This is a genomic window from Curvibacter sp. APW13 (genome assembly GCF_032337135.1).
In the GTDB taxonomy this organism is placed as follows: domain Bacteria; phylum Pseudomonadota; class Gammaproteobacteria; order Burkholderiales; family Burkholderiaceae_C; genus Allorhodoferax.
In genome coordinates this window covers 13,180-39,570 of sequence record NZ_JAVXZZ010000005.1, presented here as the reverse complement: position 1 = coordinate 39,570, position 26,391 = coordinate 13,180, and the positions used below count along the sequence as shown (strand labels likewise).

Here is a 26,391-nt window from a genome sequence, read left to right as displayed (position 1 = left end):
TCAGGCTGCCAGCATTTCCTGTTCAGTCACCGCCACGATGCCTATCCCGTCGGGCTCGGCTGTGCTCTGCGGATTCGCCACGTAGGCCTGGCGCGAAAGCGACAAGTCGATCGCACCGACTTTGCCAATCGTGATGCTTTCGTGAAACAAGGTCGGGGGAGCCTCGCCTTCAACGGATTGAGCCCCCGGGACAATCTCGATATGACTGCAGTGCACCTCACTTCCGCCCATGGTGCCCTTCCAGACAACTTCGTGGGCCCGGACCGTACCTTGTGTCACCAGTCCCTCCGGCATGATCACGACGCGGCCATATGGGGTACTGATGTCCCCTTGCACATGACCACGGACTTCCACATCCCGACGTGTCTGAATGCCGCCGGTAACCGTCTCGCCAGCCACAATCACCAAAGTGGATGGCTGGCCATCCGGGCGCGTGCTCTTGGGCTCAAACAACCCGGTCTTGAGCAGCAGTTTCTGAAACATCGTCATCATTTGGCCACCTCGCTAAGTGGTGTCTGAACCACCGCATTGAGTTCATTGATTTGCTTGAGCAGTGCCTGGTAGGGTTCCCTGTACTGAGGCGACTTGAATTCCGGCATGGCCGCTGCAGACTGGACAAGCTCCTCGCCCGCTTTCCTGACGCGCAGGGCGTTGTGCTCAAGGGCTTGCACCTTGGCACTGAGCTCTGCAATCTGCAGTTCGCGTGGATCATTGTTCTTGTCGGCCTCGGCCTTTTGGCTCATGGTGCGAATCGTTGCTCGCAGCGATTCGTTCTCAGAGCTAGTCGCCTCAATGCTCCACAAGGCCAGCAGCGCCACGATCGACGCTGCAAGCGCGGCTGACCCTAGCGCTACGCCTCTTCGCGAGAGGCGCAGCTTCAGGGAGGGTGTCCCTTTATTCGCATCCATGAAGCTCATTGGCCGCGCTTGCTGTAGGGACGTGCACCACCGTCGATGTACCCACCGTCGTACGCGTTGAGGGTCCCGTAATAGGCCACCACATGCGCTACCCCCGGGCCGATCACGATGACTTCACCGGGACACACCAACTCGGTGCTCGGACGTGCGTTGGGGTCACTCGCAGGCGTTCCCACGCGACCACCCATCACGATCACACGTTCGGATGCGTGCACCGATCCCATGACTTCGCCGCCGGGCTCAATCACAGCCGACCCATTGGCGCAGATCAGGTCACCCGTCACAGTGCCAGCGACACGTGCACCTTCGCCAACCTCGATGCTGCCCTTGATCACAGCGCCGGGGGCAATGTAGGTGCTCAGACGCTCCCTTGCTGGATCGATAACGATCTCAGAGTACGCTGTCTTTTGCTTGTCGGTTGGCTCGGCGGTTTGCGCCCCCATTCCATTGCCACGTGAGGCCAGCGACGCGAGCCGATGTACGTTACTCGCATCTTCTGCGAGATCTCCGTGGAGATGAACTGCCGTTGCAGATGTGTTCATTTTGGTTCCTGCTTCCTGATGATGCGCTGGTTGGTTGTGACCGCCCCGCCTGTCGAGTCGATCGCCTTGATGACCTCACCCGAAGGCAAGGTGTCCCCCACACGGTAGGCGCGCATCGTTTGCCCACCGTCTGAAGAGAGTAGTACGGCAGTGTTGGTGCCGAAGAAGTCCATGATTGAGAGAGGCGTCGCCACCTTCAAAGGTGCGCTCTCATGCACCGGCAATGGCTCGCGCTGTGCTGGGGCAGACTGTGGCGCTGGTGGGACCACCGGCTTCGCCGATGTAATGCTTGGCACCACCGTGATTGGCTTGTTTGCAGCTGGACTTGCAGCCACGCCAGCACTCTGTGTTTGTGCTTTTGTGGTTTGCTGCTCGATCAATGCCTTGAGGGCTGCTGCAAGTTGGTTTGCTGCGTCGGGTTGTTGTGCAGGTTGCGCGGTGGGTGTTGCCGGCGCAGGCTGAGCCGCGGTGACCGGTGCAGATGGGGCAACCGGCGTCGATGCCTGGGCCGCAGGTTGCATTGCTATGGTCGGCGTCGACGCAACAGCCACCGGGGCTGGTGCTACTGCTTGCGGAGCGGCAGATGGGGTCGACCTGGTCGCCGCCGTTGCGCCACCGATTGGCATCGCAGTCGACGTTCTGGTCGATGCCCCCGTAGTCCAGGCGAACGCTTTGTCGAGCCAGGCCTGCTTTTGGGTCTGTGCCCATGGTGTCAGATACAGCACGTTGAGTGCGAAAACGATCAGCGCGGTCAGGATCGTGATCGAGCGTCGGTGCCGCAGACGCCATTCCAGTGCCGCATTGCGCTTGGCCAGCTTCTGGTAGAAGGCATCCTTGCGAATGTCGGCTGGCGTCAGCCTGTGATTGAACGGCCGATCATCCACCCCATCGAGTGTTCGAACCATGATCTTCAACGGCGGCGGTGCAAACGGCTGCATGACGGGGTAGTGGCTCAATGTGGCAATGTCAGCCTTGCTACATAGGCTTGGAAGACCTTGGCAAATTGACGTTCTTTCGGACTGAGTGTGGTCATGTCGCTCGACATGCCCTGATTCAGCCATTCTTCGACTGCTTCCACGCTGCAGCGCTGCACGAACGTTCGATGCAGTCCTTCCCGAAATGCGTTCAGTACCCGTTGCGCCGTAGCCTGCGAACCGCCACCGCATAGCTCGCGCAGTTGGTATGGATTCAACAGCACCCCGTACTCGTAGAAAGCATGGTTCACCACTGCCGTGTGGCGTGTCTCGTAATCGCCCTTGGTGGCCTGGGCGAACACGATCAGTTCACGCGGGATCTGCGGCTCTTTCTTCACTTGGCTCATGGGAGTAGCACCTTTGTCTGCTCAAATGAATTCAAGTTATCGGACCGGACGAGTCGATTCAATGACTTCACAAATCGGCCCTCATAGGTTCCTGGCACGGTGTGCATGAAATCGCCAGCCCCTTCTTGCCCCATGCGTTCTGTTTGCATTGAGGGCACTGGAACCTGTATCGATTGCGCGTAGCGCTTTCGGAGGCCGACGGCAACTGAATCTGTAGGCCCGGGTACATGGTTGCTGGTGTCTGGGCCTCCCTTGGGCGTTGCAATACCGCACTGACAGATGCCGTTGATACCGCCGATCCCTGAGGCTGCTCAGAGTGCGGGGCAACTTGTGCTTCAGTGGTCGCAACTGTTGTTGCTGTCTCGTCAACCTGGCTGACAGATTCCTGGGGCGTCGAGGGTGTGGTCGGTTTTGCAATCGGTATATCCGACGAGCGACCAATGGGGCTCGCTGGATGGGCCGGAAACCGGTCGTACCAAGTGAACTCGAAACCACTGTCTATGAGCTCCTTGGCCGCAATCTCAAAGGCCCCACCGTCGATGATGTAGTGCCCCATGTGCTCACCGGTTTCTTCGCCGCCAACGGTGGCGGTGCTCGATGGGTAGAGTCCCACTTCCTTCATCTTGTCGGCCCACTGTCGGTTGTGGTATCCGCGTCGACTGGCCTTGCCGAAGTAGGTCTGCCACACATGCACTTGCTCGTGCACCAGGAAAGACAGGATTTCGATGGGTGAGCGAACCGCCAGATAGCGCGGGTTCATTGCGAGCTCGCCGGTCAGTTTTCCCGAGACCGCGGCAAACCTGCTCGGTGACCAGTACGCTTCGGAGCTGTGCTTGCGCTGCAGCGTGATCAGAACATAGGGCAGCTGGCCGTCAAACAGCCGCTGATTGAAAAACCTATAGGCCTGCTGGAACTCAGGGTACAGCTCCCCTGTAGGATCGTCGTTGGGCCGAAGTTCGGCCGAGGGGTTTTCTCCAACCTCCAGATCATCTTCCGGTTCCAGCGCTGTAACCATTTGGTTCGTGCAATCCAACAATCAGTCGAAAAAAAAGCACTCGCACGTACCGGTGGCCGAAAACGATGCGATGCATCGCAATGTGTCCGCTCAAAGCGGCCGAATTCGGATCGGGGTGGGTGGTTGAGTGCCGACTGGGTGCCGGTTGCTGTGCATACAGCGCAAAGAGCCTCTATTGTGCCACTGTGACGTTGAGCACGCAATACTGGCCGACAGAACCTATGCCGCGGCGTGGACACCCGCGATCAGCTCTACGAGCCGGCCGGCGAGTTCTTCGGCACGAGGCTCAAGATCCGCAATGGCGGTGGTTTCTAGCTGGCAGCCTGCGTACTCGATGTTTGCGAACTGGGCGAATTCCGGCGCTATCTCCGTCCCATAGTCGCGCAAGCAGTCGGCAATGCTGGTGTGCGTCTTTGGTGGCCATGGGTCACCAGTGCAGTGCGCCAAATAAGCACCTTGCCCGACCTTCTCGATACTGATCCGTACGATCATGTTGAGCACCATTTCGAAATGGACCCGATCTGTCGCCCCTCCAGGGGGTGCATGGGTATCTGCTGGGTTTTCAGTGGCAAGCCGGCAACAGGCACAACTCACCTCGTTCAATCCGCTTGAGCGTAATCATGGCGCAATGATCCGAAACTGCGTGGATGAGCTTCATTGAGTCGCCGGAGAACAGATGCTGGAATTGACTCCACAGAGCCCACCGCTCTGCGCTTGACTGGATGTTGATCCCCGCCAGCGCCTCGGCTTGGCCAATTGAACCACCGCTCCAACCTCCAAGGCGACGCAGAATCTCGGATGGACGTGCTTTGGCCTTCCTCTTTGTCATGTTGGGTCTCGGGTAATTGTCAGTCTCCAGCTCGTCGGAGACGAAGTGGCTTGCATGTGTACGGGAGCATTACCGGGTGTGCCGGTATACCCCCTGCGTTCAAGCGAAGAGCTTTTGGTGTGACACCCCACTCTCTGAGCATGCGAAGCACCTCCGTGGCTCTTGTGTGCCCTCTCGCATTGTTGCCCCACGCGCAGATGACCTGGCGGCCTGTGTGGGCCACCACCCATTCGATATGCGTGTCGTTGTCCGGCCCCACTGGAAAGCCGGCAGCCTGCAAATCGGACGGGTATCTCGCCCGAAAGGCATACAGGTTGACCACTTCGATTGCGCCGTACCCCAGACGCTTGGCAAAACCGATGCACTTTCGCACCGTGGCATCGTCTTCGCTAGCGTCAGCGGTGCTTGGGTTGAGCATCACAAACGCCAGAGTCGGCAGCGCGCCATCCCACCGACGCCAAAGGCGGTATCTGAAACGACCACACTCTGAGATCAAAGCACCTTTTTCCATTTCACTCCTGTGCACGCGAACCGGTTGCCACGCCTACCAATCGTCACGCTCGCTTGAGGACCTTGGTTGGCCTTTCCTCGGTTCTCGGTGGAATTTTCTGCTCTGTCGCACACCATCCCTTCCCGATCGCAGCCACAGCACTCCAGAGGCCTCGGAGTGTTGATTTGTGCATCGATTTTGGGTGGAGCACGCGTACAGTGTTTGTCTTGGTCGACGCATTATCGCCATCGGCCTTGTGAGGTAGCGCTTCGCGCACGAGCGCGCCAGCTGCGGAGAACATTACCAGCCCCATGACGCTGATGAGCAAGCCGCGGATGATTCCATAGACTTGGGTTCCTGTTTGGCCCAGGACTGATCCCATGGTCGGTTTCGCCCCAGCCTGCAATTTGACGAGCTCTGCAGCCAAAGGCGCAATCTGTTCCTCGACGCGCAATGCATCGCGCAAGGCTGAGGCGCCGAGCGTGCGCGTCCATGCGTTGGAGCTGCTGCTTTGGATCTCTCCATTCGCGCGCAAGCTCTTGGCTGCAGCACGCCTGCTGTCAATACTCAGCTGTAACTCTTGAATCCGTTTTGCGGTCGAGTCTGCTTCTGCCTGGCTGGCCTGATCAATTGCCGCCTGCGTAACGTAAATCGTCGTGGCCTCGAACGCCAGTAACAGGGCCCCGCAGACGAGCAACGAGGCTCGCATCGACCGAAGCTTGTGCGCTGGCAGGAGCGCAGCCAGTCCGAAAGCTGCCAACTCTGTAACGATCATCAGCACACCGGTGGCAACCAGAACGCTTCGTGCCATCGGATCGGATTCCAACTTGTCCAGACCAAGCACAAAGAACTTTGCAGTCACTGCACTCGATGCCAATCCAATAGCCGCGGTCACCGCTGCGATCAGCAGATAGACCCAGCGGGGAAGAATGGGAAGTTCGGAATTGGTCATGCGAAACAAATGGTGGTACCGATTTGCTTGCATTCTATGGGGTACATGTACCCCTTTGCAACTATTTTTTTAATGGCCGAATTTTGGCCTGGGCATGCGCAAGAAGCGCTGGCTTTAGCTTTCTGTGTTTCTTGGAATCCGGACTCGCAAAGAACGCCTTCCAGGTCACCATTGAATACGAGGCTGGCCCTAGGCCATCGTTGAACGCGGCCAATGCCTGCGCCTGCGTCAGGCCGGCTTCTTCCACAAGCTCGCGCAATTGTTCATTGGTTGACTTGGTGGTAGACGATTCCATCACTCCATTTTATTCCGCAGTCGGAGTCTCCAACTATGGAGCCACGATGGCAGCCACATGCAGGTCACAGGAATGTCTGGCTGACAACTGCACCCAGTCCTTCACACCTAAGGATGCCTCATTGGCCGTGCAGGTACCACGCGACCGACTGGCCACGGCCCCATCAGGTCGATGTTTGGCACGCACATGCATGGCGTTCCCAAAGGTCCCGGGGATGGCAGTTCGCATCGCTGCAGCGCTGTCTCGCAAACAGCGCTCAATGGCTTATGGACAGACACGCCTTTAATCCAAACCCTTTGGTCGTAGCCCTCCAGTGTGAGTCGTGGACACAGGCACGCTTGTCCTTGCGGCATCGAGCTCAACATGCAAACTTCCCTACGACCACCGTTGTCTACGCTGCAGCCGTTGGCAGGGCGTAACCTGTCCAGGCGCTCGGCCGCTGTATGTAACGCTCTCAGCTGCTGTTTGGTCAGTCGATCCAACTGGGTACTGGCCGCCAAAACGGTGTCCAACGTACCGCTCAACCGCTCAGCTCCGTAGGCTTGCGTAATACCGCGCATCGCAGCCTTGACCCTGTCAACTACAGCTGCGTTGGCAGGATTGCGCCAATCCTCGGCCGTCATTGGGTCCGCTTGGGGTTGATCTTCCTGCTCATCCAAATCGAGTCTATCTGGGGTTTTACTCTTCGGATTAGGGACGTGATCCAAGGTCGATGGATCTTTCGAGAAGGCTTTTTTCATGAGTTGATGAACGTACTCCAACTCCTCTTTGTTTCTGGCCCTGTCGTAGGGATCAAGGCCCGTCGGGCTCGGTGTTGCCAGATCCAGAATGGGACCGAGAACTTTCGCGAACTCCCCAAAAACAAGACTCATCCACTCCCCGCGCAGATACCCGAAATATTGGTCAGCAGCGAATGCCTCCAACCTTTCCTTCATCGTTGGGTCCTTTGCCTTCGTGCTGAACTCTTGCACGTATTTTTCGAGTTCTAGCTTGCGCTCCCTCCAGGCCGCCTGGACTTCCAATACCCTTTTCACTTCAGCCTCGTCGGACTTCTTCAGGTCGGCCATGCTGGGCTTGCCGGCTTGTGCTGGGCCAGGCTTTTTTCCAACGACATTTCGAATGGACTCTTCGTCTCTGCGCTTCATGTCAGCCCAAGAGGTCCCCCCTCCTGAGCCCCAGCCCCCGCCGGTTCCAGCCCCATCGCCGGCGCTGAGCTTGTACCCCGGACCAGCCCAAGCGTCAGACAGGAACCCGCAACTTATCCATGCCACGGAGATACCTAGCGCCAACCACGATGCAGCACTCCTGATCGCCCATTGCTTCATACGCTTCTCCTGCTAAATGCCCTCGCACTGACACCCAAGGCTACTACTCAATCAAGGCGTAGTACATATGCCACCACCAGCCTGTACGCGTTTGCACATTCTTCAAACAGGCCAGATCCACCGCAATAACGTTTCCTCTGCACATCCCTAGTTGCATCGCATATCGCTGGTTTTCGACACGCACCAAGGCCGCGCCAGTCCAGATAAGCAGCGCTACCAGCACCGCAATGGTTGCACGAATCTTCACGAATTCTCCTTCAGCAAACTATTCGCTCCAGGTCTTCGTACCGCCCGCCAAGAGGCGCAGAAGCAAGATACTCGTCGATGCGACGCTCGTCCTGCGCTATCGCCAGCATGGATGCATGCTGCACCTCTTTGAATGCCTGCAGGTCTGCCCATTGAGGCTGTGAAGAGATCCACTGCAAAGCACTCGCTACTTCCGATGCTTTGTTGTCGTAGTAGACATACGCGGCGCTACCCGGCCTCACAATGAAATCATGCACGAGCAAGGCTCCTGATGGTTGAGACTCAGGATAGCTCGTAAGTGTGAGCGAGGCGTCTGTGACCTTGCCTTGGTATTCAATCCAAGCGTGCGAGGTGACCCCGGGCCAAGTCCCGTCATTGACCCAGCCGATCACCGGGACCACCTCGATGCCCCTGATCGCAAGGTATTTGGTCATAAAGAACGCTAGGTGATAACAGCCTTCAGTGAAGCTGCGTCCACGCACCAAGCGCGCATCAATACGCTCTGCCAACTCAAGAATCACTCTCTCGGACTCAGTGAGCCCTGAGCGCCACGCATCGACCCTGTTCTTCAGCGCGGCGATCTCATTTGCCCTGCGTTTCGCTTCCCCCATGGCTATCGACTTTCCACTACCACTCGGAGATCACGGCCACCTTGGCAGGTACCGCGTCGCGCGAACCCGGTGACAGCATTGACCAACCAAACACTCGGGCCTGAAATGCAGCGAGGCTTGGTCCCCTTCTTAGCTGCAACCGAATAGCGTGTAGCACTGTCTCGATGCGATCGAACGATGATCCCATCGTTTGTTTACCTGGCCATGCGGAATGCGCGCCACATCACACATGTGGGGATCGATGCTCCAGCCATCGCCCCCAAGAGCATGCCACTCAGCATGCCAAGCGGCCAATCAAAATACTGCTGAATCGAGCCCAGAAGAATTGCCGCAAGGCATCCCGCAAGCATTGCAGAAGCAATAGTGGCTTCCTGTGAACAACCAGGCCTGTAGTTTGCTAAAAACTCATTCACTACTTGCGCATCACTCTGCTTAGTGTCCATTCTCTGGCTTCCCCCTCACTGCACTTTGCCCGGCTGAACAGTCATTTGCTCGCCGCAGGATTGGCACATGTAGGTATCGAATCCGCGGTCGTCCTTACCCGTTGAAACCATCCCAGTAACGGACACGGTCTCCCATGACTGGCTGTATGGCTGGTCGTTCTCACTGGTTTTCTCTACCCCGACGTGCCCAGATGAGCATTTGAAGTATCGGTACGTCCGCATCGTCATAAGACTATGTCCTTGGCTGTAAGGTGTGCTGTCGTGAGTTCACTCGTTGGCGCCACCTTCAACGCAGCTTCAATGACAACCGCCAAGGCGACCTCCCAACCAAGTTGGGCACTTAGTCGCTCTTGAAGTCTCCTTGGGATGCTCATGAACAACAGCTCTCCTTCAGTTTGCGGTGGGAATGCGCTTGAAGCCACGAGCTGCGATGAGCCACTGACCTACTGCTGCTCGTACAGCGACGGCAGGATGGTCAATTCCCATCAGATCGATGCCGTGCCTTTTGGCTTCATCAATTAGCGCGGACAGCATCGCTCGCTGCGCTTCGCGCTCGACCGGTGTGAGTGTGTTCGGGTCATCCATAGCTGATTTCCTTCAATTAGTCGTCCAGCCCACGCCAAAGGTAGGTGAACGCAGTCATTCCGACGAGGCCTATCGCAATCAACGTGCTGAAATAACCTTTTGAGCCACGGAATAGGCCACCAACGCTGGTACTTGTATCCAACAACAATCCTGCTACCACTCCACCCACCGCAAATAGCACCAAACATCCAGCACAGACAAGCAGATTCAGCGCTGCTTTTTGGCGCAAAGTGGCGGCTGGATCTTTCGGGAATGCATAGAGAAAGACACCAGCACCCACAAATGTGATCACGGCCCATCCCATCAGGAATCCATCAGCCTGGTTGCGAACTGGAATGGCCTGAGAATGGGCGTTAAAGCTCGCAAGGGTTGCGACAAGGAGCAATGCAAGTTTCACATTCACTTAGTGTTTTCCTTCCAATTCCAGTCATGTACCCAGGATCAACCCGATTCCAACCATTGCGCCAAACATATCACCCCCACTGGTATGAGCCTCCGGAGGGAGCACTGAGATTTGCTTGGCACCTAAAAGCGCAACAGCAGCCAATGCCTCTTGTGGAGTTAATGCTAGTGTTTGCATGCAGGTCTCCAGACTGGCAACGGCTGCCTTAACTCTCTGGGATTGCATCGTGGCCTCGATCTGTGCTCGCATGTCTGGTTTCCTCGATGTTTCAGAGGCAATAGATGCGGGCCTCAACAACCCGACTTGGCACCGACTTGTTGTCTTGATCACGCACGCTGATTCGCCAGCTGCTTTGCTCAACAATGGCCGCAGTAACCAATTGCTTTGGCTGATCCAGTGCGCCTTGACCATTGACAAGCTTGTCAATGGCGGCCAGATTGATCACCGCAGTCCGCGCATCTGGACATGAAGGCTTTGGCAATTTCGCACCATCGCTGACTTCGTACATCTGCAATGGCACCTGCACCGGCTTTACCAGCGGCTGTTGCGCTAACGCAGCACTACAAGCAATGGAGATTGCGATCAATGTAAGGGGAGTTTTGAACATGTTGCTTTCCTTCTATTTGGATCCAACAGTTCGTCGCAGTGTCTTCATTGCAATGCGAACTCGTTGTTGCACTGCCTCTGATAATGTTTTGCCAGTAGTAATTCCGAACTCCGCACAGATCCAGCCCTTGGTCACTGGTGCTTTGAATTCAACATCATTCCAGTCACCCAGAACTCTATTCCAGACGCCAGAGAAAATCTCGACGTTTTCAGATCGGAGGCATTTGATGAGAGCGCTTCTATGCCCCATTGGTACGGTCAATTCGAGGCTTGCTCCATGGGCATTCCGCCACACCCAAATACCATAGTCACCATCAGATCCGCCGCTTAGTGTCAGTGGCGTAAATTTGGCCTTATTTTTCTGGCTCATCATCCACTGGTAAACACATTTGAGGGTAAGCATCTCGCGCGCCGTTAGATCGCCGCCGCGACGTCCGTCGCCCCACCCACCTCCACCCATCGGAGTTGACTTAGAGCCACGGGCAGCCGTGGCTGCTGTTGGAATCGAAAATCCAGGAGTGGACATTGGTTGCTTTCCTTCACTTGAACAATGCTGCGCCAGCGTGCCACCCGACAGACAGCAAATAGCTGACGCTGAGGAGCCCCACTACCGGGATTACCGCTGTGGCAATGCCAGCGAGTGAATTCAATACACCGTTAGCCGTCTCCCCCGCCTGCTCAACGGATTCAACGTTACGCAGCACATAGAGGCCGGTAGTAGCTATTGCTGCGGCAAGTGCAATGACGACAGCCACGCGAGTTGCCGCCAGGCTATTCGCACCGAGCCACGGATTCACTGAGGTTAGCCACGCAACTACTTCTGGCGTTTCGCAGGTGCGCAAAGCAAAAGCCAGCAGCCCGACAAACGCAAGCAGCGGGATATGTGCAACCACAATTCCCTTGGTTAAATTCGATTCCATGTTGCCTTCCTTTTATTGGTTGCTGGGTACCACTTCCCAACAGAACGTGGAGTTCTGCCAGGTAATCGCAAGTTCCTTTGCGTTTAGGCACTCGCTCATGGTAAAGATGCTGCACACCTCATCCTTGATACCTTCTCGCGCCGACCATGAGCGGCAGAACGCCTCCACTCGGCGTCGCCCTGCGTAGGTACGAACAGGCAAGGCGACCTCCCAACCAAGTTGGGCACTCAGTCGCGCTTGAAGTCTCCTTGGGATGCTCATGAACAACAGCTTCCTTGATCAAGCGAGTTCCGCCTGGCCTGCAACTAGCAACGTGACCGGAGACCATTCACGAGCACAGGCAGAGGTCAATTCTGCCGCGAGCCTTTGTGCTTTATTGACATCGTTGATCACGAGCTGCAGATAGTCCGGGTACGTTGATTTGCCGTCATCCACAACTTGGCCGATCCCCTCATCGAAAACAATCTGTGCTCCCGATGTGAGCAATGCGTTGGCGACGGCTTGGACAACTGCAGGTGTTGCAGAAGGAACTACTGAGCAAACTCGCTGGATTACTTCACGATCAATTTGCATGGCTGTTTTCCTCGATTAGTTCGTCACGTCGATGGCATAGACCTGCACGGGGCCTGGGCCAAAGTGTGGGTGGGTGATGGTCTTGACTGTGAAGCCGCGCCAAGGCCGCACCAGTCTGCGGGCATGGTCATCGCGCGAAGGGTAGCCAAGGGTCAGGACAATCTGATCGTATTTGCGGCCCTCTAGGCGCTTGCGCCAGTGCGGCGTGCATAGCCGGTATTCTTCTGGCTTGCTCCCGTCCTGTATTGCCTCAAAATACTCGCGCTTCAGTGGCAGATGCAATCTGCGCGGAGCCAAGTGAGTAATTCCAGCCTGCCGTGCTTCAGCTAGAAACTGCTTCAGGAGGTTGTCGGACATTGCTCAGTTTTCCTTCACTTGCCAGCAAGACCAATAGCGAGCTTTGCTTTCTCAACGTCGCCTGCAGTTACAGATTTGCTGTCGCCCTGGAGCGCAAATACCCAAGACCGCCCCTGCATGCGTAGACGCGTGTCGCGCTGCACGATCGCCGCATCTCGCACGTCCGCTGGCAAAGCGTTGAGTTCAGCATCGTCAAGTTCCGAATGCGACATGGATTTAAACCCCACGGTGATCGCCAGCAGAAGCGCGACAAGCCCACCAGTAATGAAGAATTTGTTAATCATGATGTATTGTTTTCTTGGTTACGCAGTTACTGCAGATGCCGCGTCTTGCGCAGCCATCTCTTCCTTGGTCACGTAGACGCTTCGTTCCGTACCCGGCACTTTGATGGACAGCTGGCCCTTATTGGGACCGGACTTGGCCACGCGAAACTCAGCACCAGTCACCTTCATTGTTTGCCAATCGTCAGACTTGGTTTCACACCAACCAGCAGAGAACAGCCGAAAGCCTTCCGGTACCGGTGCCAGTTTTCGCAATGCGACCTGGCCGTAGCTGCAGGCCGCAAAGATGTCATTGGTCATGTCGGTCATGGTGCTTACCTTCAAGATTTAGGTTCAAGTTGAACCAGTGTCCAAGACAGACCAATGAGTGGCAGCAAGACTGGCATTGCGTAGGCGAATAAGCCTTTAGCTCTTTCGTACGCAGCTCCAGCGAGCTGGCCAACATCGGCTGCTTCAATTCCGTCGTTGACCTTCACCACAATGCCAAATGCTGCGGTGAACAATAGAAATGCCATGGCGGCTCCGATCAAGGGGCCCCAAGTCACTGGGCGTCGCTTATATTTACTCCAGCCCACCAAAACGACATGCGCTGTGAGGATGCCCACGGCAATGCGCAATGAGGCATTTGGGAGCAAGCCAAATCCAAATGCCACCAGCATCACCACGACGCCCGCCAAGATGGTGCAAAAGTAGATACCCGCCACAAAATTCAAGGCTGCTTGCAATGTGGTCATATTGGTTGCGTTGCTTGTGGTTTTCATGGTTTCCTTGATGTTTTAGTGAACTGTGTCAGTTGACAGTGTCGCCACTGAAATGCGGCGAAGGCGTTCTTCCTCAAACCATTGCCGTATCTCCGAACTTGGGGTCCCAACAGAGAATTGGAGGAACGGCTCATTCAAACGCTCCACTCCAGACTCGTCAACCAATGTATATACCGTTCCGACAAACTGGTCTAACAGCCACGTGAGTTCAGATAAGCAAGATTTGTCATCTGTGAACTTCATTACATTGGTTTCCTCTACTTTGGTGACATGAGCGAAATGCGAGGCCTCTCTTGCTTTCTCAACAGTCTGTGCCAGATCGACGGGTAAAACCATTGCGCGAGTCCCAGCGCGAAGAGTGGCAGCCCCAAGATCGTGACAAGCAACGCTGCAAGGAGACTGTTGGCAGCCAAGACACCGTTAAATCGCCAAAGAGCTTCGGTCAATGCGCCAGGTACTGCGAAAAGTGCCACTAGAAGGAATGCCCACTCAAATAGTGCCGGCACTTCCACGCCTCCTCTGAATGCTCGAACCAAAATTCGAATGAAAGTAAGGGCGCAGCCCGCAATACCGAATGCAAACACCCATCCAGCGAATGCCGCCCAAACTTCACTCACAAATGACATGTTTGGCTTCCTCGATGTTCAGATGGCGGTACCAGCACGATGAACGTCGCGGCGGATCGAACAAAGCTCACGCAGTTCACGCCGCTTGGTGCGGGAGTAATCACCCCAGCGCCCCCGCTCACCAGAATATGCTCTAGCCGACAAAGCATAGTCACGGACTTGTTTGGTCGTGAGGCTCCACCACCTAGCTGTCAACGCGTCGAATTTTGGGTTTGCTTTCACCGGCTGGTTTCCTCGATTTCTAATGATGTTTCAAAGTAGCAAGAAACTCGGTCGGCGCAAGCCCGCTTTTCACTAGCTCCCCCACCTTGTGAATGGGCACGCTTACGCAGCGCTCCATCATTGCCTCGTTTTGTGTTTCCCCAAAGAGTTTCAACCTGACCTCGCGCACTCGCTTGTACGCGGCAAGTGCTTTTCTCTTTTCCTGACCCACTTGAGCGTCATAAAGACCTGAGTACCAGCATTCGGCTGAGAGGAATGCAAGTCGAACCCCCTCACGATCCATTCGCAACGCATCCTTAAAGCCCACACCTTTTAGAGCATTGAAGCGGTCTATTTCTGCCTGCGTTTCGCAAAGCACTGCCTCATTACCCGTATTGCCCCATGCGTCCAGATAGTCGAGGCGATCCATCGTGGCTCGCTCACGAACAATGGGCCATAGGGTTTCGCGGTTCACTGGTTTCCTCGGTTACAGGCCGATCTCGGCCAACGTGGGTTCGCTTACTGGAGCAGACGAAGACCGCATTACCCAACCCAGCGCCAATCTGGCGATCCATACATGCCCGGCCATCTCCGCTTCAAGGGCATACACCTGAGCTTCATCTTGTTCGTTGAAGTCACCATGATCAAGCGCTCGCGTCACGCAGCCCCACAGGTGGTGACAGACGACGAAAGTCTGCTTGACGCCATCAAACTTTTCCGGGTCTTCCAACACCCGTTTGACCAGGCTCAAGGCTTCCCGGCACTCATCCTGGTCAAGTGACTCAAGGCGCGTGGCCACGTGCTTCCAATATGCGATGTTCATGCTTTCCTACTATTCAGAACATGACGCTTTAATTGCGGCAAAGATGATCTCGCTGGGTGTCCTTTTTTGCAGGTCGCGCCAATAGCGTACTTGTTCAGCAACGCAAGTGTTTTGTTCTGTTGCCTGTTGAAGCTCAACTGAATCCACCTCTGACTGGAGGTGGTAGCCCATCAACGCCATACCTGTAATCAGGATAAATAATGGACAAACATCCCTGAACATAGACGTCCGCAGCCGCAAGGCAGCGACCACCGCGCGTCTGTACCGAAGAATTGCATAGTGTGCCGTTGGCTTCGGAATGGTGCCTGCGTCATTGGCCAAAGACTCTAGCTTGCTGCAATATTGTTCGCATAAATTTTGGTATGCCTGCGTCATGGCAGAGGGCTGCCCGGTTTTTAGCCACGCTTGCCTGAACTTCAACGTAGACTCGTTCAGTAACGTGGACACTATGGCAATCTCAGTCACACCGGCGAATCTGAGTTGATGCCAGCGTTCTGCTGCCTTTTGCGTATAAGCCGCGAACACTCTTCGTTGATACAGAACCCAGCTAATCTTCGGCCAAAATGCCACGGTCACCCCTAACACTCCGATCAGTAGTCCAACTATCCCAATCATGGTTTCCTTCTTACTCTGTGAATACTTCCTGCAGAGTCACCAACGCCGCAGTTAACGTCTTTGCGGACACAGCGCCCAGCTTCTTGGCCAAACGCACTTTGTCCACCGTCCGAAGCTGATCGAGCACGATCAAGCCCTTGGTTCCGGCGTGTGTCACTGGCACTCGAAACGGAGCGGCAAAGCCCTTCGAAGTCATGGGCGCCACGATCACAGTTCGCAGGTTGTCATTCAATTCTGCCGGGGACACCACCACGCAGGGGCGTGACTTCTTGATTTCGCTGCCCACGGTCGGGTCCAGGTTCACGAGCCAGATTTCGCCGCGCTTCACCAAGCCATCTCCGTATCTTCTGCGTTGCCGAACTCACCCATCAGTAGAGCATCGCCACCCTTTGCCGACACGGCCGCTGCCGCCTCTGCCCAGCCAGCACGAACTGCTTTTGCAGGCTTACGCAAAACGATGGCCCCGTTTTCGACATCGATGCTTGCTGTCGCCTGTCCATCCAGCCCGACCTGGGCCAGAAACGGCTTTGGCAGCACAACCCCTTTGCTGTTCCCGATGTTCCGAATTGCAATTTCCATGAATGACTCCAGTTAAAACAATGTTACAACATTGGACTGCATTAGTCAAATCCCGATGTTCTAACAATGTGACTACATTACACTGCATCCGCAAACATCGCTTCCAGCGTAGCTGGTCGCACGTCCAAGTAGCGCTCCGTGCACGAAATGTCGTCGTGCCCCAGTAGGTTGCGCACCACCTCTATTTCGCCGGTCTGTTCCAGTACACGCGAGGCAAAGGTACGCCGCCCAGAGTGGCTGCTACCGCCGCGCAAACCGGCATTGCGGTAGAGTTTGGTGACGTGGACCTGTACTATCGTTGGCCTTGTACTCGCGCAGTTCACCCGTTACCAGGGTGCGCCGCTTGGTGTTTTGCGAGTGCCCGCCACACCAGCGGCTCCAGATCAGGGGCAGGTGCGGAAGCAATCCACGGTTAGGCAGCCTTTGCAGCGACGGGCTTTGCAAGCAAACTTGTTCTTTCCATTTACGATCCATTCGCGTGAGCAAAAAAAAACCCCGCGACCTGGTCGTAACCAGGTGCGGGGGTGTTGTGTCTATTCAGGCTGTCATCGGGCCCAGTTCAGAGAGGCCCATGCGCCGCGCTCAAAACAGATCGAACTGTGGATCTGGCACGGACCCTAGTGATTGCAAGAGCGCATTGTGCTCGCCTTCCGAAATCGAGTGTTCCTTCAGATAGCGATCCATTTCCTGCGGTGTCAGGTTCAGCCTCTCTGCCAAGTTGGCAAAGTACTGGCCCCGCTTGGCCATTTCTTGATACCGACCCGCCATTCCCTGTGGCAGCTTGATGATCGACTCATTCAACCAGAACCTTGCGGATTCAATAGCTGCGTGATGCTGCGTCTGAAACGGCATGTCGCCACTACAGTACGTGTCCAAAAACAAGACCGCGTCACACGCTTCAACCTGCAGCGTGTCTCCCGTCTCGTGGTAGACCAAGCGCTCGTTGCCGAGCTGCATGTTCTTGACGGGGCGATCGGGATGCAGGTATGGATTCCAGAGTTCAGCTTTGTAGTCACGCAAGCCGTCGACGGGGGCGTCCTGATTCCACGCCCCCACCGCAACCCATCGCCGCTCAATCTCGCGCCCGTCGCGTTCGATTTTTGCCAGCCGCGGAATCGTGTAGCGACGCCCCAGTGTGCGGATCTCGTACCAGATCTGCAGCGCCGGAAAGGCCGAACTGGCGTAGTGATGCATCGACCAAAAGAAGTCGACCAGCACCAAGTCAGACTCGCGAACAATACGAAACTGAGGTTCACACATCCGCAGGTTTTCACTGGTCGCCGGCACGAGCCCCATTGCAACATCGTCTTCCATGCGCTGTGCCCGTTCCTCTTCGAGAACGTCCAGGGTGATCAAGTACCCCAGCATGTCTTGTCGCATGCGCAGGTTGTAGACATCGGGACGAACTGCGATGTGTCCGACATCGCTCAGCGTCCTGCCTACCAACTCCCGACGCCCCATGTCCCACTGTGTAGCGATCAGGAAGTTTCGGAAGTCGGACAGACCGCGCATGTATTCGTATCGTGGGTCTGCGTTGAGCATCGACTCCATCGACTTGTCACGATCACCAGTGATCGTGCAGGTCCAGCATCCGAATCGACTGCCGCACGGTGCCCGGCGTCCATCGGACATGAACATGCCGCAAGTGCCTTCGTTTCCGTCACGATAGAGGTCCAGCATGCGGCGAACCGCGCCGGCCTCGACGTAGGAATCAAAGGGCGTGGTTTCATCGACCAGGAACATCGACAGGAAATCCCACACGTCACTTTCAGACCATTGGGCGATCAGGGAAAGAGTGAGAAACCCGTCCGGGTTGCGCACTGGGCGCATGTCATCATCACCGCGGCGGCGCATGGCTGCCTGGCGATGTGAGGACTCGTCAAATCGCGTGCCCAAAACAGTCACCGTCTCCTTGAACCCATCGGCAAGCACGCTGTCGATGATTTCCTGGGCCAGGCGCTGCTGTGGCTTGACCTTCCAGTCCTGAGAGCATGTGCGCTTTGAGCCGTTTTCGACGAATCGCGGCAAAGTGCCACGACCAACCACATTGACCACAAAGCGAGATGCTGCGTGCGGCTCGACCATTCGAACCTGAACTGGCAATTCGTGCTTCGACACCCATGCGGCGATGTCCTCGTGCATCTGCAGTAATGCATTCTCGATTTCTGGATTCTCGACCGAGGTCGAAGACGACGAAATAAAGTGCGGTGCCTGCTTGATCCCTTTCATGCGTCGGATTGCTTCAAGAGCGAGCATCGTGGTGGTTGAACTATCTTTCCCGGAACTCAGCGTCATGACAATCGCGTAGCCCTGCCCGATCAAGTTCTGGATCGTTTGAATGGCTGTTTCAATGCGTTCGTGGATGGAATCCTTGAGGTTGATGAAAGCCTGTGAACCAGGCGCAATTGCGCTGCCCTCGGGTGTACCGATTTGCATTGCGTTCTCCTTTGCTTGTTGGAAGCCCAAGTAAGAACGCCCGCCCATAGGGCAAATGTTCGCCCCGGGCAGTTGGTAAAGTGACCGGCTAGCGGTCGGGTGAGGCCAAAGGCCTGCTGTTGCTGACTAGCGGTCCAAAAGCTTCTCGGCTTGCGCCTTGAGCCCGGGGTCAGAGATCATTTCAGCGTAGCTCTCCGCTTCTTCGCGAGCTCTGTCTGAGCTTGCAACCAGGTCGCGTACTTTTTCGAGAAATCGAACTTCGTGCACTGGCGGTTGCTTGGGTTTTTTCGGCATGGTCCGTACTTCCTTTTGAAAGGCCCTGACGGACTACTGGCCCCAGGGGCAAGAGTCGCCCTGGGCAGTTGATGATTGGTCGTGCTGTACAGCACGTCCGGTTGATATGAGTTCCCGAGAAGGGAGTGGGCATTGCGCCACGAAAGAGGTTCTGAGTTTAGCGAATGGCGAATGAATGGGCAACAAAAAAGACCCTGTATCCGGCCATCACGGCGCACATACAGGGTCTTCAGTTAGGCTTTCAATGGCAACGCTTCAGGCGCTGCGCAATCTTGTCTTTGGCGGCTTGGTATGCCGGCGTGGCCATGTTCTCGGCTATGCGCGCATCCAGAAAGGCAATCAACGCCTTGTCGTCGGTATCCAGCTCGAATGAAAAGCTGTACTCGAAGAAATTCCCCCAGAACCGCACAGCCTCAGGATGGTCTGGGTGAATCGGCTTGGTGGCAACGAGGCGGCGCTGGTGGTGGATTCCCTCAATCGGCACGTACTTGCAGTGTCCCCAGCAAGCGCCCCGGAATGGCATCTGCTCTTCACCAGAGCCCCACTCGCTCAGATCGCGCATATCGCAACGTGGATCAAGCGGTTGGGACTCCAGCATCTGCAACAGTGCACGCAGGGGGTCTGGATCGAAGTATGGCCGTTGGGGCACACGCGCATGGATGATCTGGAACTGGGCCAGATCGATGTCTGTGGTGTTCACGCTGCCTCCTTTGCGTTGGCTCGCGTCAGAACAGTCAGCCGATGCGACAACCAGGCAAAGCGATTCTGTTGCGTGCCGCTTTTGCAGCGTACGCAGTCCATCACCGTCATGCCAGACTGCCCAGGGCGACTGCACGTGTTCACGCCCGTTTCATGCCCACAAGTCTTCGCACGCCCTGCACGAACATGGTCGCGCCAGGCCAGCAACCAGTGGTGCTGCGGCGGAGCGAGAGTGCTCTTGCAGTACGGTGCCAGCAGCTTGAGGGTCAGCTCGATGTACTCGTGCAGTGTTGCCAAACCACGATTGAGCAACATGTCCCAGGTGATGTTTTTCACCGGCTCCATTTCGGAGACGAGAAGCATCTGGGTCTGCACCAAAACGTCCTGTGCCACCAATAGAGGGCATTGCTCGGGATCTTCCACGACAAGGCCCAGCCGATCACGGGCCAGCTTGCACAGCGCGTCGTAGGTGGCGAAATCCTCGTCATTGAGCAGATATGCCTGCTTGTGGTCGGTGACAACCTCGTCGCCGAGGCGGTCCTGATGCCGACCGATGCGCCATTGCCCTTCGGCCAGTATCGCGTTCTTGTACGCAGCCACGATGGGTTCAATGGTCTGCAACAAGGCCATGGCCATGAAGACCAGCTGCGCTGCGGCAATTTGCGTAGGGCTTGGCTGGAATTGTTTTGTACGATCCAATTTCTCTTTCATCATGGGATGCTCCTAAAAAATGAAGCCAGCACTGGGGCTGGCTGTTGGGGGGTGGGATGGGTCAGGCGAGGCTCAAGCGGCGGCGAAAGTCGGCAACGTCTCCACCGGACACGCGGTCCAGCAGTTCCTGCAAACTGGCTTGCATCTTGGGCACGCTGACGTTGGAAATTCCACCGGCACCGGCTTCGAAGACCACACCGTTTTCATCGGTGCGGACGCGCCAGTGCGGGATCGGACGATCAAACCGCACTGCGCTGAATTTCACGCCGCCGACTTCGAACTGCTTCGTGGTGAGGCCGTTGAAGTTGTCGGGATGGTTGGGATTGCCACGGTCCAGCAGATGGCGTGGAGTGGCATCGAGTTCGGCCTTGGCCGCTTGGGTGGCTTGCTTGGCCAAGCGAATGGCTGCCGGGCTGCTATACACAGCGTTGGTGGTCATGGGTTCTCCTGCGAGGGTGTTGCAGGGCCACAGCCAGCCCCAGGGGCTGGTGGGCCCCTGAGGGTTGAAGTGAGTTACTTGGTCGCGGCAGTCCGGTCGATGTCCACCTGCTCCAGGAGCATGCGGGCGTAGTCCAGTTCGCCGTTCTTGGCATCGAGCACGTAGCCCTGGCCAGCGTCATTGGTCAGGTAGTACCGTGGCACGGCACCACGCTGCCCCTTGGTCACGCGGTTGTGGCCTGCGGCAATGACGCGCTGGAGAAATGCCGCCATGGTCATGCTTTCGCCTTCGAATGTGACCCGCTTGGCGTTCATCGCGTTCGTCAGGTTCTGACGCTGACGCTCGCGATCCTTGATGGCTTGCTGCGCCTGCTGCTCCGCCTTGGCTGTCGCCACTTGGGTGTCGTACAGGGCGCGCGCTTGCGCATACTCAGCATCATCGTTGTAGCCGGCGAGGCGGAAGATTTCGCGGATGCGCTTGGCAGAGGCCAGACGTTCGAGCTCGATGCCGTACACGCGCTTGATGGCACGCCGCGTGGACACGTTGTTCGATGAATCCAAAACCTCCACCAGGAAGTGCATGTCGCGCGCCTTCACTGCTCTGGCAACCTTGTTGGGGTAGGCAAAACTGTGCTCACGCTCGATGGTGTCCACACGACGGCGCTGGTAGTCCACATCCCGTTGGGTTGCCCCTTGGGCGATGCGCTCTTCCACGTAGGCGAGCTGGTCCTTGCGCGCCTTGTTGACGATTTCGGTGTGAATGGCTCGCGCCAGATCATCGACGGCGACGCCGTCATCCAGCGTTGGCAGTTCGAGATCGTAGGGAGGCCGTAGCGTCAGGATTCCCTTTTCGTAGAACAGATCGTCCATCTCGCGCCACGGATCTTGATTCGGCAAACCGTTGAGCATGCTGGCCAGGTAGCCCGCATTCTCGGCGGTGACTTCCTTGTAGCTGCAGTCGGGCTTGCCCGCAATGTCCATGACGAAGCGCAGATGGTGGCCGTGCTTGAAGCGCCCACGCAGAAAAGGCTTTTGCAACAGGTGCTCAACCCAATCCACTTCACGTACATTGCTTGAGCGCACCCAGTCAATCGTGGCGTAGTCGTCCAAGATGTCCTGCGGCAGGTCTTCACCGCGCAGCAAAGCATGGGCGACATGCCACTCGTGGTTGCCGCTTTGCATCACGTTGCGACCAGGCCCCCGAGGGCCATAGCCGAAATAGGTCGTGAACTTGCCTGTATAGGCGGTGATCAGTGGTTCTTGCCCAAGGTCTGTGGTGGGGAGGTCTTTCTGGCGTTGCTGCTGGGTGAACATCTCCCCGTATCCCTTGACCAACTCATGCAGCGATTGCAGTCCGTTCCACACACTGCGCGCCATGCGCTGCGGCGGCAATACGGTGCCGTCCGCTGCAATGGTCTGCAGGCGAACCTCCACCAGCATGCGGTCGAGCCAATCCAGAGCGGACTGGCCGTCGTGCAGTTTGGGGTAGCCCATGTAGCCGCCGGTCTGGTAGGCCACCGGCCATTGGCGGCCGTCGTAGGCTTCGAGGTGCAGCGGATCATTGAGCCGGAAGCGAATCAGGTCGTTCTCAGTCGAACGATCATTGAGCAGGAAGATGGCTTGAACCAGCGAATTGACGCTGATGCTGACTTGCGTGTTTTTGATGGTGTACATAGGTGTCCTTGGCGCTCTCACGCCGATGTTGAACAACCCATGCAGACACACCAGCCCCACGGGACGATGTGTCCCGCATGGGCATGGAGGGTGCCCTGCAGTGCAGGGCGAAGCCAACGCTAGAGGCGCTGGCTGAAGCTTTGGTGAGGTGTTTTCACCGCTGGGAACTCCGTGATGGGGCCCCTGGTGGCCGCTACAGCGACTCGGGGAGCCCTGCAGGGTTGAGAAATATGAGTTTGGCGATGCGAATGCACCGACCGGAAAGAGCCTGCATTATCACCTCAACCGGCCCTGATGCACAAGCCAGCGGCGCGGCTCAGGCTGTATGCTGTGCACATCAGGCCGTGCCCAAAGCACCGGCGCCGCAAGGAGGCTTCCGTGTACAAAATTGACCAAGAAAACAATCGAATCATTGCCCTGGAGGAACGCAGCCTGAATGATTTTGGCTTCCAGGAACGCAAGCACCTGCAGGAGTGGCTTGCTGCCACCCCTTCCGCGTTGGGCGAAGAGCTGCTCATCATCCAGAAAGAGTTCGACGGCTTTGACGAAACCAGCGAACGACTGGACCTGCTCGCCTTGGACAAAAACCAGCAACTGGTGGTGATCGAGAACAAGCTGGACTCTGGCCGGGATGTTGTTTGGCAGGCCTTGAAGTACGCCTCCTATTGCTCCAGCCTCAAACGGGATCAGATCGTCGAGATCTACCAACGCTATCTTGATCGCCATGGTGGCGGCAACGCTCGGGAAAAGCTTATCGAGTTCTACGACGGCACTGAGATCGACGAGTTGCGCCTGAACGCCGGCAATACCCAGCGTGTGTTCATGGTGGCCACCAAGTTTCGCAAGGAGGTCACGTCGACCGTCATGTGGCTACTGGGCCACGGGCTGCAGCTCAAGTGCTTCAAGGTTGGTAGCTACAAACTGGGCAACGAGATCCTGTTCCGCATCGACCAAGTAATTCCGATGCCAGAAGCGGCCGATTACATGATTGGCCTGGCAGAGAAAGAAGCGGCCGAGCAGGCAAGTGAGCGCGCCGTTGGCGAAGCACAAACGATCCGGCTGGCGTTCTGGTCCGCCACTCTGAAGGCCATGAAGGAGTCGTCGTGCCGGATTTTCGACAATGTGACGCCCAGCGGTCGCGGCACTTCAGGTACCGGTTCCGGTATCGCCGGTCTCTGGTACGAGATGATCTTCCGGTTTGAGGAAATCCGCGTTCGCCTCTACATTGACAAGCGTGAATCCGTTGAAGTCAACAAACGGATATTCGATGCGTTGCACGCCAAGAAGGAACAGGTTGAGTCTGTGTTTGGTGCACCGTTGGAGTGGCTGCGGATGGATGACTTAAAGGCCAGCGCCATTACCTACTCCAAGGCCTTTGATGGACGAAACCAGGAGAACTGGCCCGAGATGATTGCATGGCTTGTTGATCACATGCCACGGCTGGAGAAGGCTCTTGCACCCCATATCGCTGCTGTCCGAGCCAGTTTGGGACAAACCGCACACTGACTCCGAATCCAGCACCTACCGGCTGACAACCCTCTGCGGTTTTTTCTTGTGCAGCATCCAGGCTGATTGCAGCAAGCGCAGTCGAATATCTATGTCATAGACGCTCTTTGGACTCTGTGCTTGCAGCCATTGCGTGAGGGTGTGCCCGGCCTCTCTGGCCTGCCATGCGGACTCCAACACCTTTGTCCAAGGAAGCGTACGCACAATGTCATTTCGGCTGGTACTTTGCCCCACGTGCTTTTCCGTGGTTGCCAGATCGTGCGGCCAGCCTTCTCGGGGCATCCACCCGTAGTAGAGGGAGATTTCATCGAAGCGGGTTCGCAACTCTTCTTCCCGCTCCCTAGTGGCTTGTTCTCGCTCTTGCAGTTCCCTTTGCTTTTGTTCCTGCTCGCGCTGCTGCATGTGTCGTTGCAAACGCACGCGCGAAGCAACTTCCTGCGTACCTTTGTTGGTCTGCAGCGGCTCCTGCAGGAGCGGGAAAAGCGTGTACATCGCCCTGTCATACTGGGTGGTTCGTGTGTAGGTCGCCTCCCCAAGGGCCACGGATTGCTTGATGATGCCGCGCAGTTTCTGCATCCGCTCTCTTTCATCTGTGGTCACTGGAGGCGCGTACATGTTGATCGCTGCCCCGATGATGGTCACGTAGGACTCCAGACGAATCGGTCCCGATGCGGTCATTGCCTCTTCCAAAAGCGCCACGGGACTGTCCTGCGCAGTCTGGTTGACGATGGCATCCAGCATCCAGAGCAGACCCCGCTTTACGGTGATGGCGGTGGCGTCCATTCCCCGAAACTTGCGCTCCTCCAGTTGGTTCACGAGATCGGTAGGCAGGCACATCCTGCCTTGACTGTCGCGTGGGGTATGACCAGCCCATATTTGGCGCAAAAGCTGCAGGTATTCCTGCAGCAAGTCCTCATCATTGAGGGTCCGAAGCCATTCCGTGCGCGCCTGTTCCTCGGCCAGATCCCTTGCCTGCTCGGCGTACATCTCCGCGAGATACTGTTCCGCCGAACGGCGGCGATTCTCAATCTCCGGATGAAAAATCCAAGTCTTGTTCTTGGTGTGGTTGAGCACCATGGCACGGAGTTCATCCACAGTGGTTCGTCCGCTTTTGCCCAAGCGCTGAGTGTCGATCTCCATGCAGGCCAGCCCCAGACTGCGGATGCGCGCGGACTTGGCGTGATCGACCTTGTGGGTAACCGCCACCTCGATCATCAGTTCCATGGACTCCTGTCCATGCGACGCAGTACAGATCACATCGGGTATCACTCCCTGCAGGCGGTGTTCCAGTCGCGCATTGCTGATGCGATACACCTTTTCTTCAAGGTAGACCCCGCGCGTCTCCCTGTCCTGGTCAGGCATGTAGCGTGTCACGGTGTCATGGAAGTCTGGCGTAGCCAAGTATTGGGCCTTCTCCAAGATACCCTTGATGAGCCAATGCAAGACACTTTCCGAGCGTTGAGCGTGCGTCAGCCCTTCCGGTAGATCCAAGTCTGGAGGGATCTGGTCACACCAGTGTTGCGCCTCCTTTTCGGCCGCCATCCGGGCCTGCTCTTCAAGCTCCGAATCCTGCCAATGCTTTTCCCAACACATCCACGCGCCGGTGAGCTGGGCGTACTGCAGGATCTTCTCAATCGGCCACGTGGCCACTTCCGGATCGTCAACCTGGACGGTCACGACACCGTCGCCGCTGTCTGGCACGCCCACTCCCGTAGTGCCGAACAGCCGCAACCAGACCACCCGGCCATTGTCCAGCGTGATTTTGGCCTCATGCTCGTCTACCCATTGGCGCTCTACGATACGCGCCGCAAACCCCGCACTGGTGGCCGTGCCGGTGTACATCTGCCCGCTGGCGCCCCCCACTGTCCAGCGACTGGTCTGCGCTGGGAGATGGATGACCTTTTCCTGCACGAGCAACTGCAGCGCCACGAGCTGGGAAGTTCTAACCAGGCATGAGTCCTGTTGCTGGCCGGTGTGGTGCCGAAAGTGCGGTCGAAGCGACTTGCCCGCTGGCAGATCCTGCAGGCTCTTGCCGGCGTTGACGGCCTGCAGCTGGCCACCACACGCCGGGCAGACACACTGACAGGCCAGTCCGGTCTGGTCGGTGCGCAAACTGCCGATGTAGGTTGCGCGCCGCTCAGCGGCTGTCACCGCCCAGGCCATGAGCCGATGGCTACGATCGACCCAATCAGCGGCCTTGTCTGGTCCTGCTGCTGCACCCTCGGTTTGTTTCACGTCCACCCTGCCATGCGTTTGATTGTTTGCCAAAGCATAACGGAGCGGGCTGCGGATTGGGTTGACTCGCCAGTTCCGGAAT

At 56.8% G+C, this 26,391-nt stretch carries 40 protein-coding genes; 1 reads left to right on the top strand and 39 read right to left on the bottom strand.

Annotation, left to right across the window (positions count from 1 at the left end):
* From RQP54_RS17860 to RQP54_RS17680, 38 genes are all read right to left on the bottom strand, one after another.
* Complete coding sequence (locus RQP54_RS17860; RefSeq protein WP_315679797.1) at positions 1-492, bottom strand: polymer-forming cytoskeletal protein; 492 nt, start codon at positions 490-492, stop codon at positions 1-3.
* A complete protein-coding gene (locus RQP54_RS17855; protein WP_315679796.1) occupies positions 489-917 on the bottom strand; it encodes a hypothetical protein in 429 nt (142 codons plus the stop codon). The genes RQP54_RS17860 and RQP54_RS17855 overlap by 4 nt, the downstream gene beginning before the upstream one ends.
* Entirely contained in the window at positions 914-1,459 is a 546-nt protein-coding gene (locus RQP54_RS17850; protein ID WP_315679795.1) for a polymer-forming cytoskeletal protein, read from the bottom strand. The genes RQP54_RS17855 and RQP54_RS17850 overlap by 4 nt, the downstream gene beginning before the upstream one ends.
* The gene (locus RQP54_RS17845) at positions 1,456-2,397 is read right to left on the bottom strand and encodes a hypothetical protein (RefSeq protein ID WP_315679794.1); all 942 of its coding nucleotides are present in this window, start codon (positions 2,395-2,397) and stop codon (positions 1,456-1,458) included. Before RQP54_RS17845 ends, RQP54_RS17850 begins: the two co-directional genes overlap by 4 nt.
* A 14-nt stretch (positions 2,398-2,411) precedes the next feature.
* Entirely contained in the window at positions 2,412-2,780 is a 369-nt protein-coding gene (locus tag RQP54_RS17840) for a hypothetical protein (protein ID WP_315679793.1), read from the bottom strand.
* Positions 2,781-2,847: 67 nt separating this feature from the next.
* Positions 2,848-3,795 carry a SprT-like domain-containing protein gene (locus RQP54_RS17835; RefSeq protein WP_315679792.1) on the bottom strand — a complete coding sequence of 316 codons (948 nt, stop codon included), beginning with the start codon at positions 3,793-3,795 and terminating at the stop codon, positions 2,848-2,850.
* Positions 3,796-4,014: 219 nt separating this feature from the next.
* Positions 4,015-4,299 carry a hypothetical protein gene (locus RQP54_RS17830; RefSeq protein WP_315679791.1) on the bottom strand — a complete coding sequence of 95 codons (285 nt, stop codon included), beginning with the start codon at positions 4,297-4,299 and terminating at the stop codon, positions 4,015-4,017.
* Between the two features lie 58 nt (positions 4,300-4,357).
* Entirely contained in the window at positions 4,358-4,624 is a 267-nt protein-coding gene (locus RQP54_RS17825) for a hypothetical protein (protein ID WP_315679790.1), read from the bottom strand.
* Positions 4,625-4,643: 19 nt separating this feature from the next.
* Positions 4,644-5,135: a DUF1643 domain-containing protein gene (locus RQP54_RS19825; protein ID WP_409997589.1), complete on the bottom strand. Its 492-nt coding sequence runs from the start codon at positions 5,133-5,135 to the stop codon at positions 4,644-4,646.
* A 43-nt stretch (positions 5,136-5,178) separates the two neighbouring features.
* Entirely contained in the window at positions 5,179-6,066 is an 888-nt protein-coding gene (locus RQP54_RS17820; protein WP_315679789.1) for a hypothetical protein, read from the bottom strand.
* A gap of 61 nt (positions 6,067-6,127) precedes the next feature.
* On the bottom strand, positions 6,128-6,361 hold the full coding sequence (locus RQP54_RS17815) for a hypothetical protein (protein WP_315679788.1): 234 nt from the start codon (positions 6,359-6,361) through the stop codon (positions 6,128-6,130).
* 107 nt (positions 6,362-6,468) lie between these two features.
* Positions 6,469-7,428: a hypothetical protein gene (locus RQP54_RS17810; protein ID WP_315679787.1), complete on the bottom strand. Its 960-nt coding sequence runs from the start codon at positions 7,426-7,428 to the stop codon at positions 6,469-6,471.
* A gap of 301 nt (positions 7,429-7,729) precedes the next feature.
* Positions 7,730-7,933 carry a hypothetical protein gene (locus RQP54_RS17805; protein WP_315679786.1) on the bottom strand — a complete coding sequence of 68 codons (204 nt, stop codon included), beginning with the start codon at positions 7,931-7,933 and terminating at the stop codon, positions 7,730-7,732.
* 10 nt (positions 7,934-7,943) lie between these two features.
* Positions 7,944-8,543: a hypothetical protein gene (locus RQP54_RS17800; protein WP_315679785.1), complete on the bottom strand. Its 600-nt coding sequence runs from the start codon at positions 8,541-8,543 to the stop codon at positions 7,944-7,946.
* A gap of 194 nt (positions 8,544-8,737) precedes the next feature.
* On the bottom strand, positions 8,738-8,986 hold the full coding sequence (locus tag RQP54_RS17795) for a hypothetical protein (RefSeq protein WP_315679784.1): 249 nt from the start codon (positions 8,984-8,986) through the stop codon (positions 8,738-8,740).
* Between the two features lie 390 nt (positions 8,987-9,376).
* Positions 9,377-9,571, bottom strand: a complete 195-nt coding sequence (locus RQP54_RS17790; protein ID WP_315679783.1) for a hypothetical protein — start codon at positions 9,569-9,571, stop codon at positions 9,377-9,379.
* A gap of 16 nt (positions 9,572-9,587) precedes the next feature.
* Positions 9,588-9,974, bottom strand: a complete 387-nt coding sequence (locus RQP54_RS17785) for a hypothetical protein (protein WP_315679782.1) — start codon at positions 9,972-9,974, stop codon at positions 9,588-9,590.
* A 24-nt stretch (positions 9,975-9,998) separates the two neighbouring features.
* The gene (locus tag RQP54_RS17780) at positions 9,999-10,151 is read right to left on the bottom strand and encodes a hypothetical protein (protein ID WP_315679781.1); all 153 of its coding nucleotides are present in this window, start codon (positions 10,149-10,151) and stop codon (positions 9,999-10,001) included.
* Between the two features lie 91 nt (positions 10,152-10,242).
* The gene (locus RQP54_RS17775; RefSeq protein ID WP_315679780.1) at positions 10,243-10,581 is read right to left on the bottom strand and encodes a hypothetical protein; all 339 of its coding nucleotides are present in this window, start codon (positions 10,579-10,581) and stop codon (positions 10,243-10,245) included.
* Between the two features lie 12 nt (positions 10,582-10,593).
* On the bottom strand, positions 10,594-11,106 hold the full coding sequence (locus tag RQP54_RS17770; RefSeq protein ID WP_315679779.1) for a hypothetical protein: 513 nt from the start codon (positions 11,104-11,106) through the stop codon (positions 10,594-10,596).
* A gap of 13 nt (positions 11,107-11,119) precedes the next feature.
* Complete coding sequence (locus RQP54_RS17765; RefSeq protein ID WP_315679778.1) at positions 11,120-11,500, bottom strand: hypothetical protein; 381 nt, start codon at positions 11,498-11,500, stop codon at positions 11,120-11,122.
* A 279-nt stretch (positions 11,501-11,779) separates the two neighbouring features.
* On the bottom strand, positions 11,780-12,073 hold the full coding sequence (locus tag RQP54_RS17760; protein WP_315679777.1) for a hypothetical protein: 294 nt from the start codon (positions 12,071-12,073) through the stop codon (positions 11,780-11,782).
* 15 nt (positions 12,074-12,088) lie between these two features.
* A complete protein-coding gene (locus RQP54_RS17755; protein ID WP_315679776.1) occupies positions 12,089-12,430 on the bottom strand; it encodes an ASCH domain-containing protein in 342 nt (113 codons plus the stop codon).
* A gap of 14 nt (positions 12,431-12,444) precedes the next feature.
* On the bottom strand, positions 12,445-12,714 hold the full coding sequence (locus tag RQP54_RS17750; protein WP_315679775.1) for a hypothetical protein: 270 nt from the start codon (positions 12,712-12,714) through the stop codon (positions 12,445-12,447).
* Between the two features lie 18 nt (positions 12,715-12,732).
* The gene (locus RQP54_RS17745) at positions 12,733-13,020 is read right to left on the bottom strand and encodes a hypothetical protein (RefSeq protein ID WP_315679774.1); all 288 of its coding nucleotides are present in this window, start codon (positions 13,018-13,020) and stop codon (positions 12,733-12,735) included.
* 11 nt (positions 13,021-13,031) lie between these two features.
* On the bottom strand, positions 13,032-13,472 hold the full coding sequence (locus RQP54_RS17740) for a hypothetical protein (protein WP_315679773.1): 441 nt from the start codon (positions 13,470-13,472) through the stop codon (positions 13,032-13,034).
* A gap of 867 nt (positions 13,473-14,339) precedes the next feature.
* Positions 14,340-14,774: a hypothetical protein gene (locus RQP54_RS17735; RefSeq protein WP_315679772.1), complete on the bottom strand. Its 435-nt coding sequence runs from the start codon at positions 14,772-14,774 to the stop codon at positions 14,340-14,342.
* 12 nt (positions 14,775-14,786) lie between these two features.
* On the bottom strand, positions 14,787-15,122 hold the full coding sequence (locus tag RQP54_RS17730) for a hypothetical protein (protein ID WP_315679771.1): 336 nt from the start codon (positions 15,120-15,122) through the stop codon (positions 14,787-14,789).
* A 9-nt stretch (positions 15,123-15,131) separates the two neighbouring features.
* Positions 15,132-15,737, bottom strand: a complete 606-nt coding sequence (locus RQP54_RS17725; RefSeq protein WP_315679770.1) for a hypothetical protein — start codon at positions 15,735-15,737, stop codon at positions 15,132-15,134.
* Positions 15,738-15,747: 10 nt separating this feature from the next.
* Positions 15,748-16,068 carry a type II toxin-antitoxin system PemK/MazF family toxin gene (locus tag RQP54_RS17720; protein WP_315679769.1) on the bottom strand — a complete coding sequence of 107 codons (321 nt, stop codon included), beginning with the start codon at positions 16,066-16,068 and terminating at the stop codon, positions 15,748-15,750.
* Positions 16,062-16,316: an AbrB/MazE/SpoVT family DNA-binding domain-containing protein gene (locus RQP54_RS17715; RefSeq protein ID WP_315679768.1), complete on the bottom strand. Its 255-nt coding sequence runs from the start codon at positions 16,314-16,316 to the stop codon at positions 16,062-16,064. The genes RQP54_RS17720 and RQP54_RS17715 overlap by 7 nt, the downstream gene beginning before the upstream one ends.
* A gap of 77 nt (positions 16,317-16,393) precedes the next feature.
* A complete protein-coding gene (locus RQP54_RS17710; RefSeq protein WP_315679767.1) occupies positions 16,394-16,639 on the bottom strand; it encodes a tyrosine-type recombinase/integrase in 246 nt (81 codons plus the stop codon).
* A 259-nt stretch (positions 16,640-16,898) separates the two neighbouring features.
* On the bottom strand, positions 16,899-18,752 hold the full coding sequence (locus RQP54_RS17705; protein ID WP_315679766.1) for a phosphoadenosine phosphosulfate reductase family protein: 1,854 nt from the start codon (positions 18,750-18,752) through the stop codon (positions 16,899-16,901).
* A 126-nt stretch (positions 18,753-18,878) separates the two neighbouring features.
* A complete protein-coding gene (locus tag RQP54_RS17700; protein ID WP_315679765.1) occupies positions 18,879-19,046 on the bottom strand; it encodes a hypothetical protein in 168 nt (55 codons plus the stop codon).
* Between the two features lie 241 nt (positions 19,047-19,287).
* Positions 19,288-19,746 (bottom strand): hypothetical protein, encoded by a 459-nt coding sequence (locus tag RQP54_RS17695; protein ID WP_315679764.1) that lies wholly within the window; start codon positions 19,744-19,746, stop codon positions 19,288-19,290.
* Positions 19,743-20,459, bottom strand: a complete 717-nt coding sequence (locus RQP54_RS17690; protein ID WP_315679763.1) for a hypothetical protein — start codon at positions 20,457-20,459, stop codon at positions 19,743-19,745. Before RQP54_RS17690 ends, RQP54_RS17695 begins: the two co-directional genes overlap by 4 nt.
* 58 nt (positions 20,460-20,517) lie before the next feature.
* Positions 20,518-20,895, bottom strand: a complete 378-nt coding sequence (locus RQP54_RS17685; protein ID WP_315679762.1) for a hypothetical protein — start codon at positions 20,893-20,895, stop codon at positions 20,518-20,520.
* 74 nt (positions 20,896-20,969) lie between these two features.
* Positions 20,970-22,568, bottom strand: coding sequence for a hypothetical protein (locus RQP54_RS17680; protein WP_315679761.1), 1,599 nt, complete (start codon positions 22,566-22,568; stop codon positions 20,970-20,972).
* A gap of 378 nt (positions 22,569-22,946) precedes the next feature.
* Between RQP54_RS17680 and RQP54_RS17675 the strand changes: the two genes are divergently transcribed.
* Entirely contained in the window at positions 22,947-24,074 is a 1,128-nt protein-coding gene (locus RQP54_RS17675) for a DUF4268 domain-containing protein (RefSeq protein WP_315679760.1), read from the top strand.
* Positions 24,075-24,089: 15 nt separating this feature from the next.
* Here the strand turns inward: RQP54_RS17675 and RQP54_RS17670 are convergent, their stop codons facing one another.
* Positions 24,090-26,309, bottom strand: a complete 2,220-nt coding sequence (locus RQP54_RS17670) for a hypothetical protein (RefSeq protein ID WP_315679759.1) — start codon at positions 26,307-26,309, stop codon at positions 24,090-24,092.
* Between the last annotated feature and the right edge of the window lie 82 nt (positions 26,310-26,391).

Coding starts and splice junctions, on each gene's coding strand:
- RQP54_RS17860 (WP_315679797.1), bottom strand. CDS start 492: ATGATGACGATGTTTCAGAAACTGCTGCTCAAGACCGGGTTGTTTGAG.
- RQP54_RS17855 (WP_315679796.1), bottom strand. CDS start 917: ATGAGCTTCATGGATGCGAATAAAGGGACACCCTCCCTGAAGCTGCGC.
- RQP54_RS17850 (WP_315679795.1), bottom strand. CDS start 1,459: ATGAACACATCTGCAACGGCAGTTCATCTCCACGGAGATCTCGCAGAA.
- RQP54_RS17845 (WP_315679794.1), bottom strand. CDS start 2,397: ATGCAGCCGTTTGCACCGCCGCCGTTGAAGATCATGGTTCGAACACTC.
- RQP54_RS17840 (WP_315679793.1), bottom strand. CDS start 2,780: ATGAGCCAAGTGAAGAAAGAGCCGCAGATCCCGCGTGAACTGATCGTG.
- RQP54_RS17835 (WP_315679792.1), bottom strand. CDS start 3,795: ATGGTTACAGCGCTGGAACCGGAAGATGATCTGGAGGTTGGAGAAAAC.
- RQP54_RS17830 (WP_315679791.1), bottom strand. CDS start 4,299: ATGGTGCTCAACATGATCGTACGGATCAGTATCGAGAAGGTCGGGCAA.
- RQP54_RS17825 (WP_315679790.1), bottom strand. CDS start 4,624: ATGACAAAGAGGAAGGCCAAAGCACGTCCATCCGAGATTCTGCGTCGC.
- RQP54_RS19825 (WP_409997589.1), bottom strand. CDS start 5,135: ATGGAAAAAGGTGCTTTGATCTCAGAGTGTGGTCGTTTCAGATACCGC.
- RQP54_RS17820 (WP_315679789.1), bottom strand. CDS start 6,066: ATGACCAATTCCGAACTTCCCATTCTTCCCCGCTGGGTCTATCTGCTG.
- RQP54_RS17815 (WP_315679788.1), bottom strand. CDS start 6,361: ATGGAATCGTCTACCACCAAGTCAACCAATGAACAATTGCGCGAGCTT.
- RQP54_RS17810 (WP_315679787.1), bottom strand. CDS start 7,428: ATGGCCGACCTGAAGAAGTCCGACGAGGCTGAAGTGAAAAGGGTATTG.
- RQP54_RS17800 (WP_315679785.1), bottom strand. CDS start 8,543: ATGGGGGAAGCGAAACGCAGGGCAAATGAGATCGCCGCGCTGAAGAAC.
- RQP54_RS17795 (WP_315679784.1), bottom strand. CDS start 8,986: ATGGACACTAAGCAGAGTGATGCGCAAGTAGTGAATGAGTTTTTAGCA.
- RQP54_RS17790 (WP_315679783.1), bottom strand. CDS start 9,571: ATGGATGACCCGAACACACTCACACCGGTCGAGCGCGAAGCGCAGCGA.
- RQP54_RS17780 (WP_315679781.1), bottom strand. CDS start 10,151: ATGCAAACACTAGCATTAACTCCACAAGAGGCATTGGCTGCTGTTGCG.
- RQP54_RS17775 (WP_315679780.1), bottom strand. CDS start 10,581: ATGTTCAAAACTCCCCTTACATTGATCGCAATCTCCATTGCTTGTAGT.
- RQP54_RS17770 (WP_315679779.1), bottom strand. CDS start 11,106: ATGTCCACTCCTGGATTTTCGATTCCAACAGCAGCCACGGCTGCCCGT.
- RQP54_RS17765 (WP_315679778.1), bottom strand. CDS start 11,500: ATGGAATCGAATTTAACCAAGGGAATTGTGGTTGCACATATCCCGCTG.
- RQP54_RS17760 (WP_315679777.1), bottom strand. CDS start 12,073: ATGCAAATTGATCGTGAAGTAATCCAGCGAGTTTGCTCAGTAGTTCCT.
- RQP54_RS17755 (WP_315679776.1), bottom strand. CDS start 12,430: ATGTCCGACAACCTCCTGAAGCAGTTTCTAGCTGAAGCACGGCAGGCT.
- RQP54_RS17750 (WP_315679775.1), bottom strand. CDS start 12,714: ATGATTAACAAATTCTTCATTACTGGTGGGCTTGTCGCGCTTCTGCTG.
- RQP54_RS17745 (WP_315679774.1), bottom strand. CDS start 13,020: ATGACCGACATGACCAATGACATCTTTGCGGCCTGCAGCTACGGCCAG.
- RQP54_RS17740 (WP_315679773.1), bottom strand. CDS start 13,472: ATGAAAACCACAAGCAACGCAACCAATATGACCACATTGCAAGCAGCC.
- RQP54_RS17730 (WP_315679771.1), bottom strand. CDS start 15,122: ATGAACATCGCATATTGGAAGCACGTGGCCACGCGCCTTGAGTCACTT.
- RQP54_RS17725 (WP_315679770.1), bottom strand. CDS start 15,737: ATGATTGGGATAGTTGGACTACTGATCGGAGTGTTAGGGGTGACCGTG.
- RQP54_RS17715 (WP_315679768.1), bottom strand. CDS start 16,316: ATGGAAATTGCAATTCGGAACATCGGGAACAGCAAAGGGGTTGTGCTG.
- RQP54_RS17705 (WP_315679766.1), bottom strand. CDS start 18,752: ATGCAAATCGGTACACCCGAGGGCAGCGCAATTGCGCCTGGTTCACAG.
- RQP54_RS17700 (WP_315679765.1), bottom strand. CDS start 19,046: ATGCCGAAAAAACCCAAGCAACCGCCAGTGCACGAAGTTCGATTTCTC.
- RQP54_RS17690 (WP_315679763.1), bottom strand. CDS start 20,459: ATGATGAAAGAGAAATTGGATCGTACAAAACAATTCCAGCCAAGCCCT.
- RQP54_RS17685 (WP_315679762.1), bottom strand. CDS start 20,895: ATGACCACCAACGCTGTGTATAGCAGCCCGGCAGCCATTCGCTTGGCC.
- RQP54_RS17680 (WP_315679761.1), bottom strand. CDS start 22,568: ATGTACACCATCAAAAACACGCAAGTCAGCATCAGCGTCAATTCGCTG.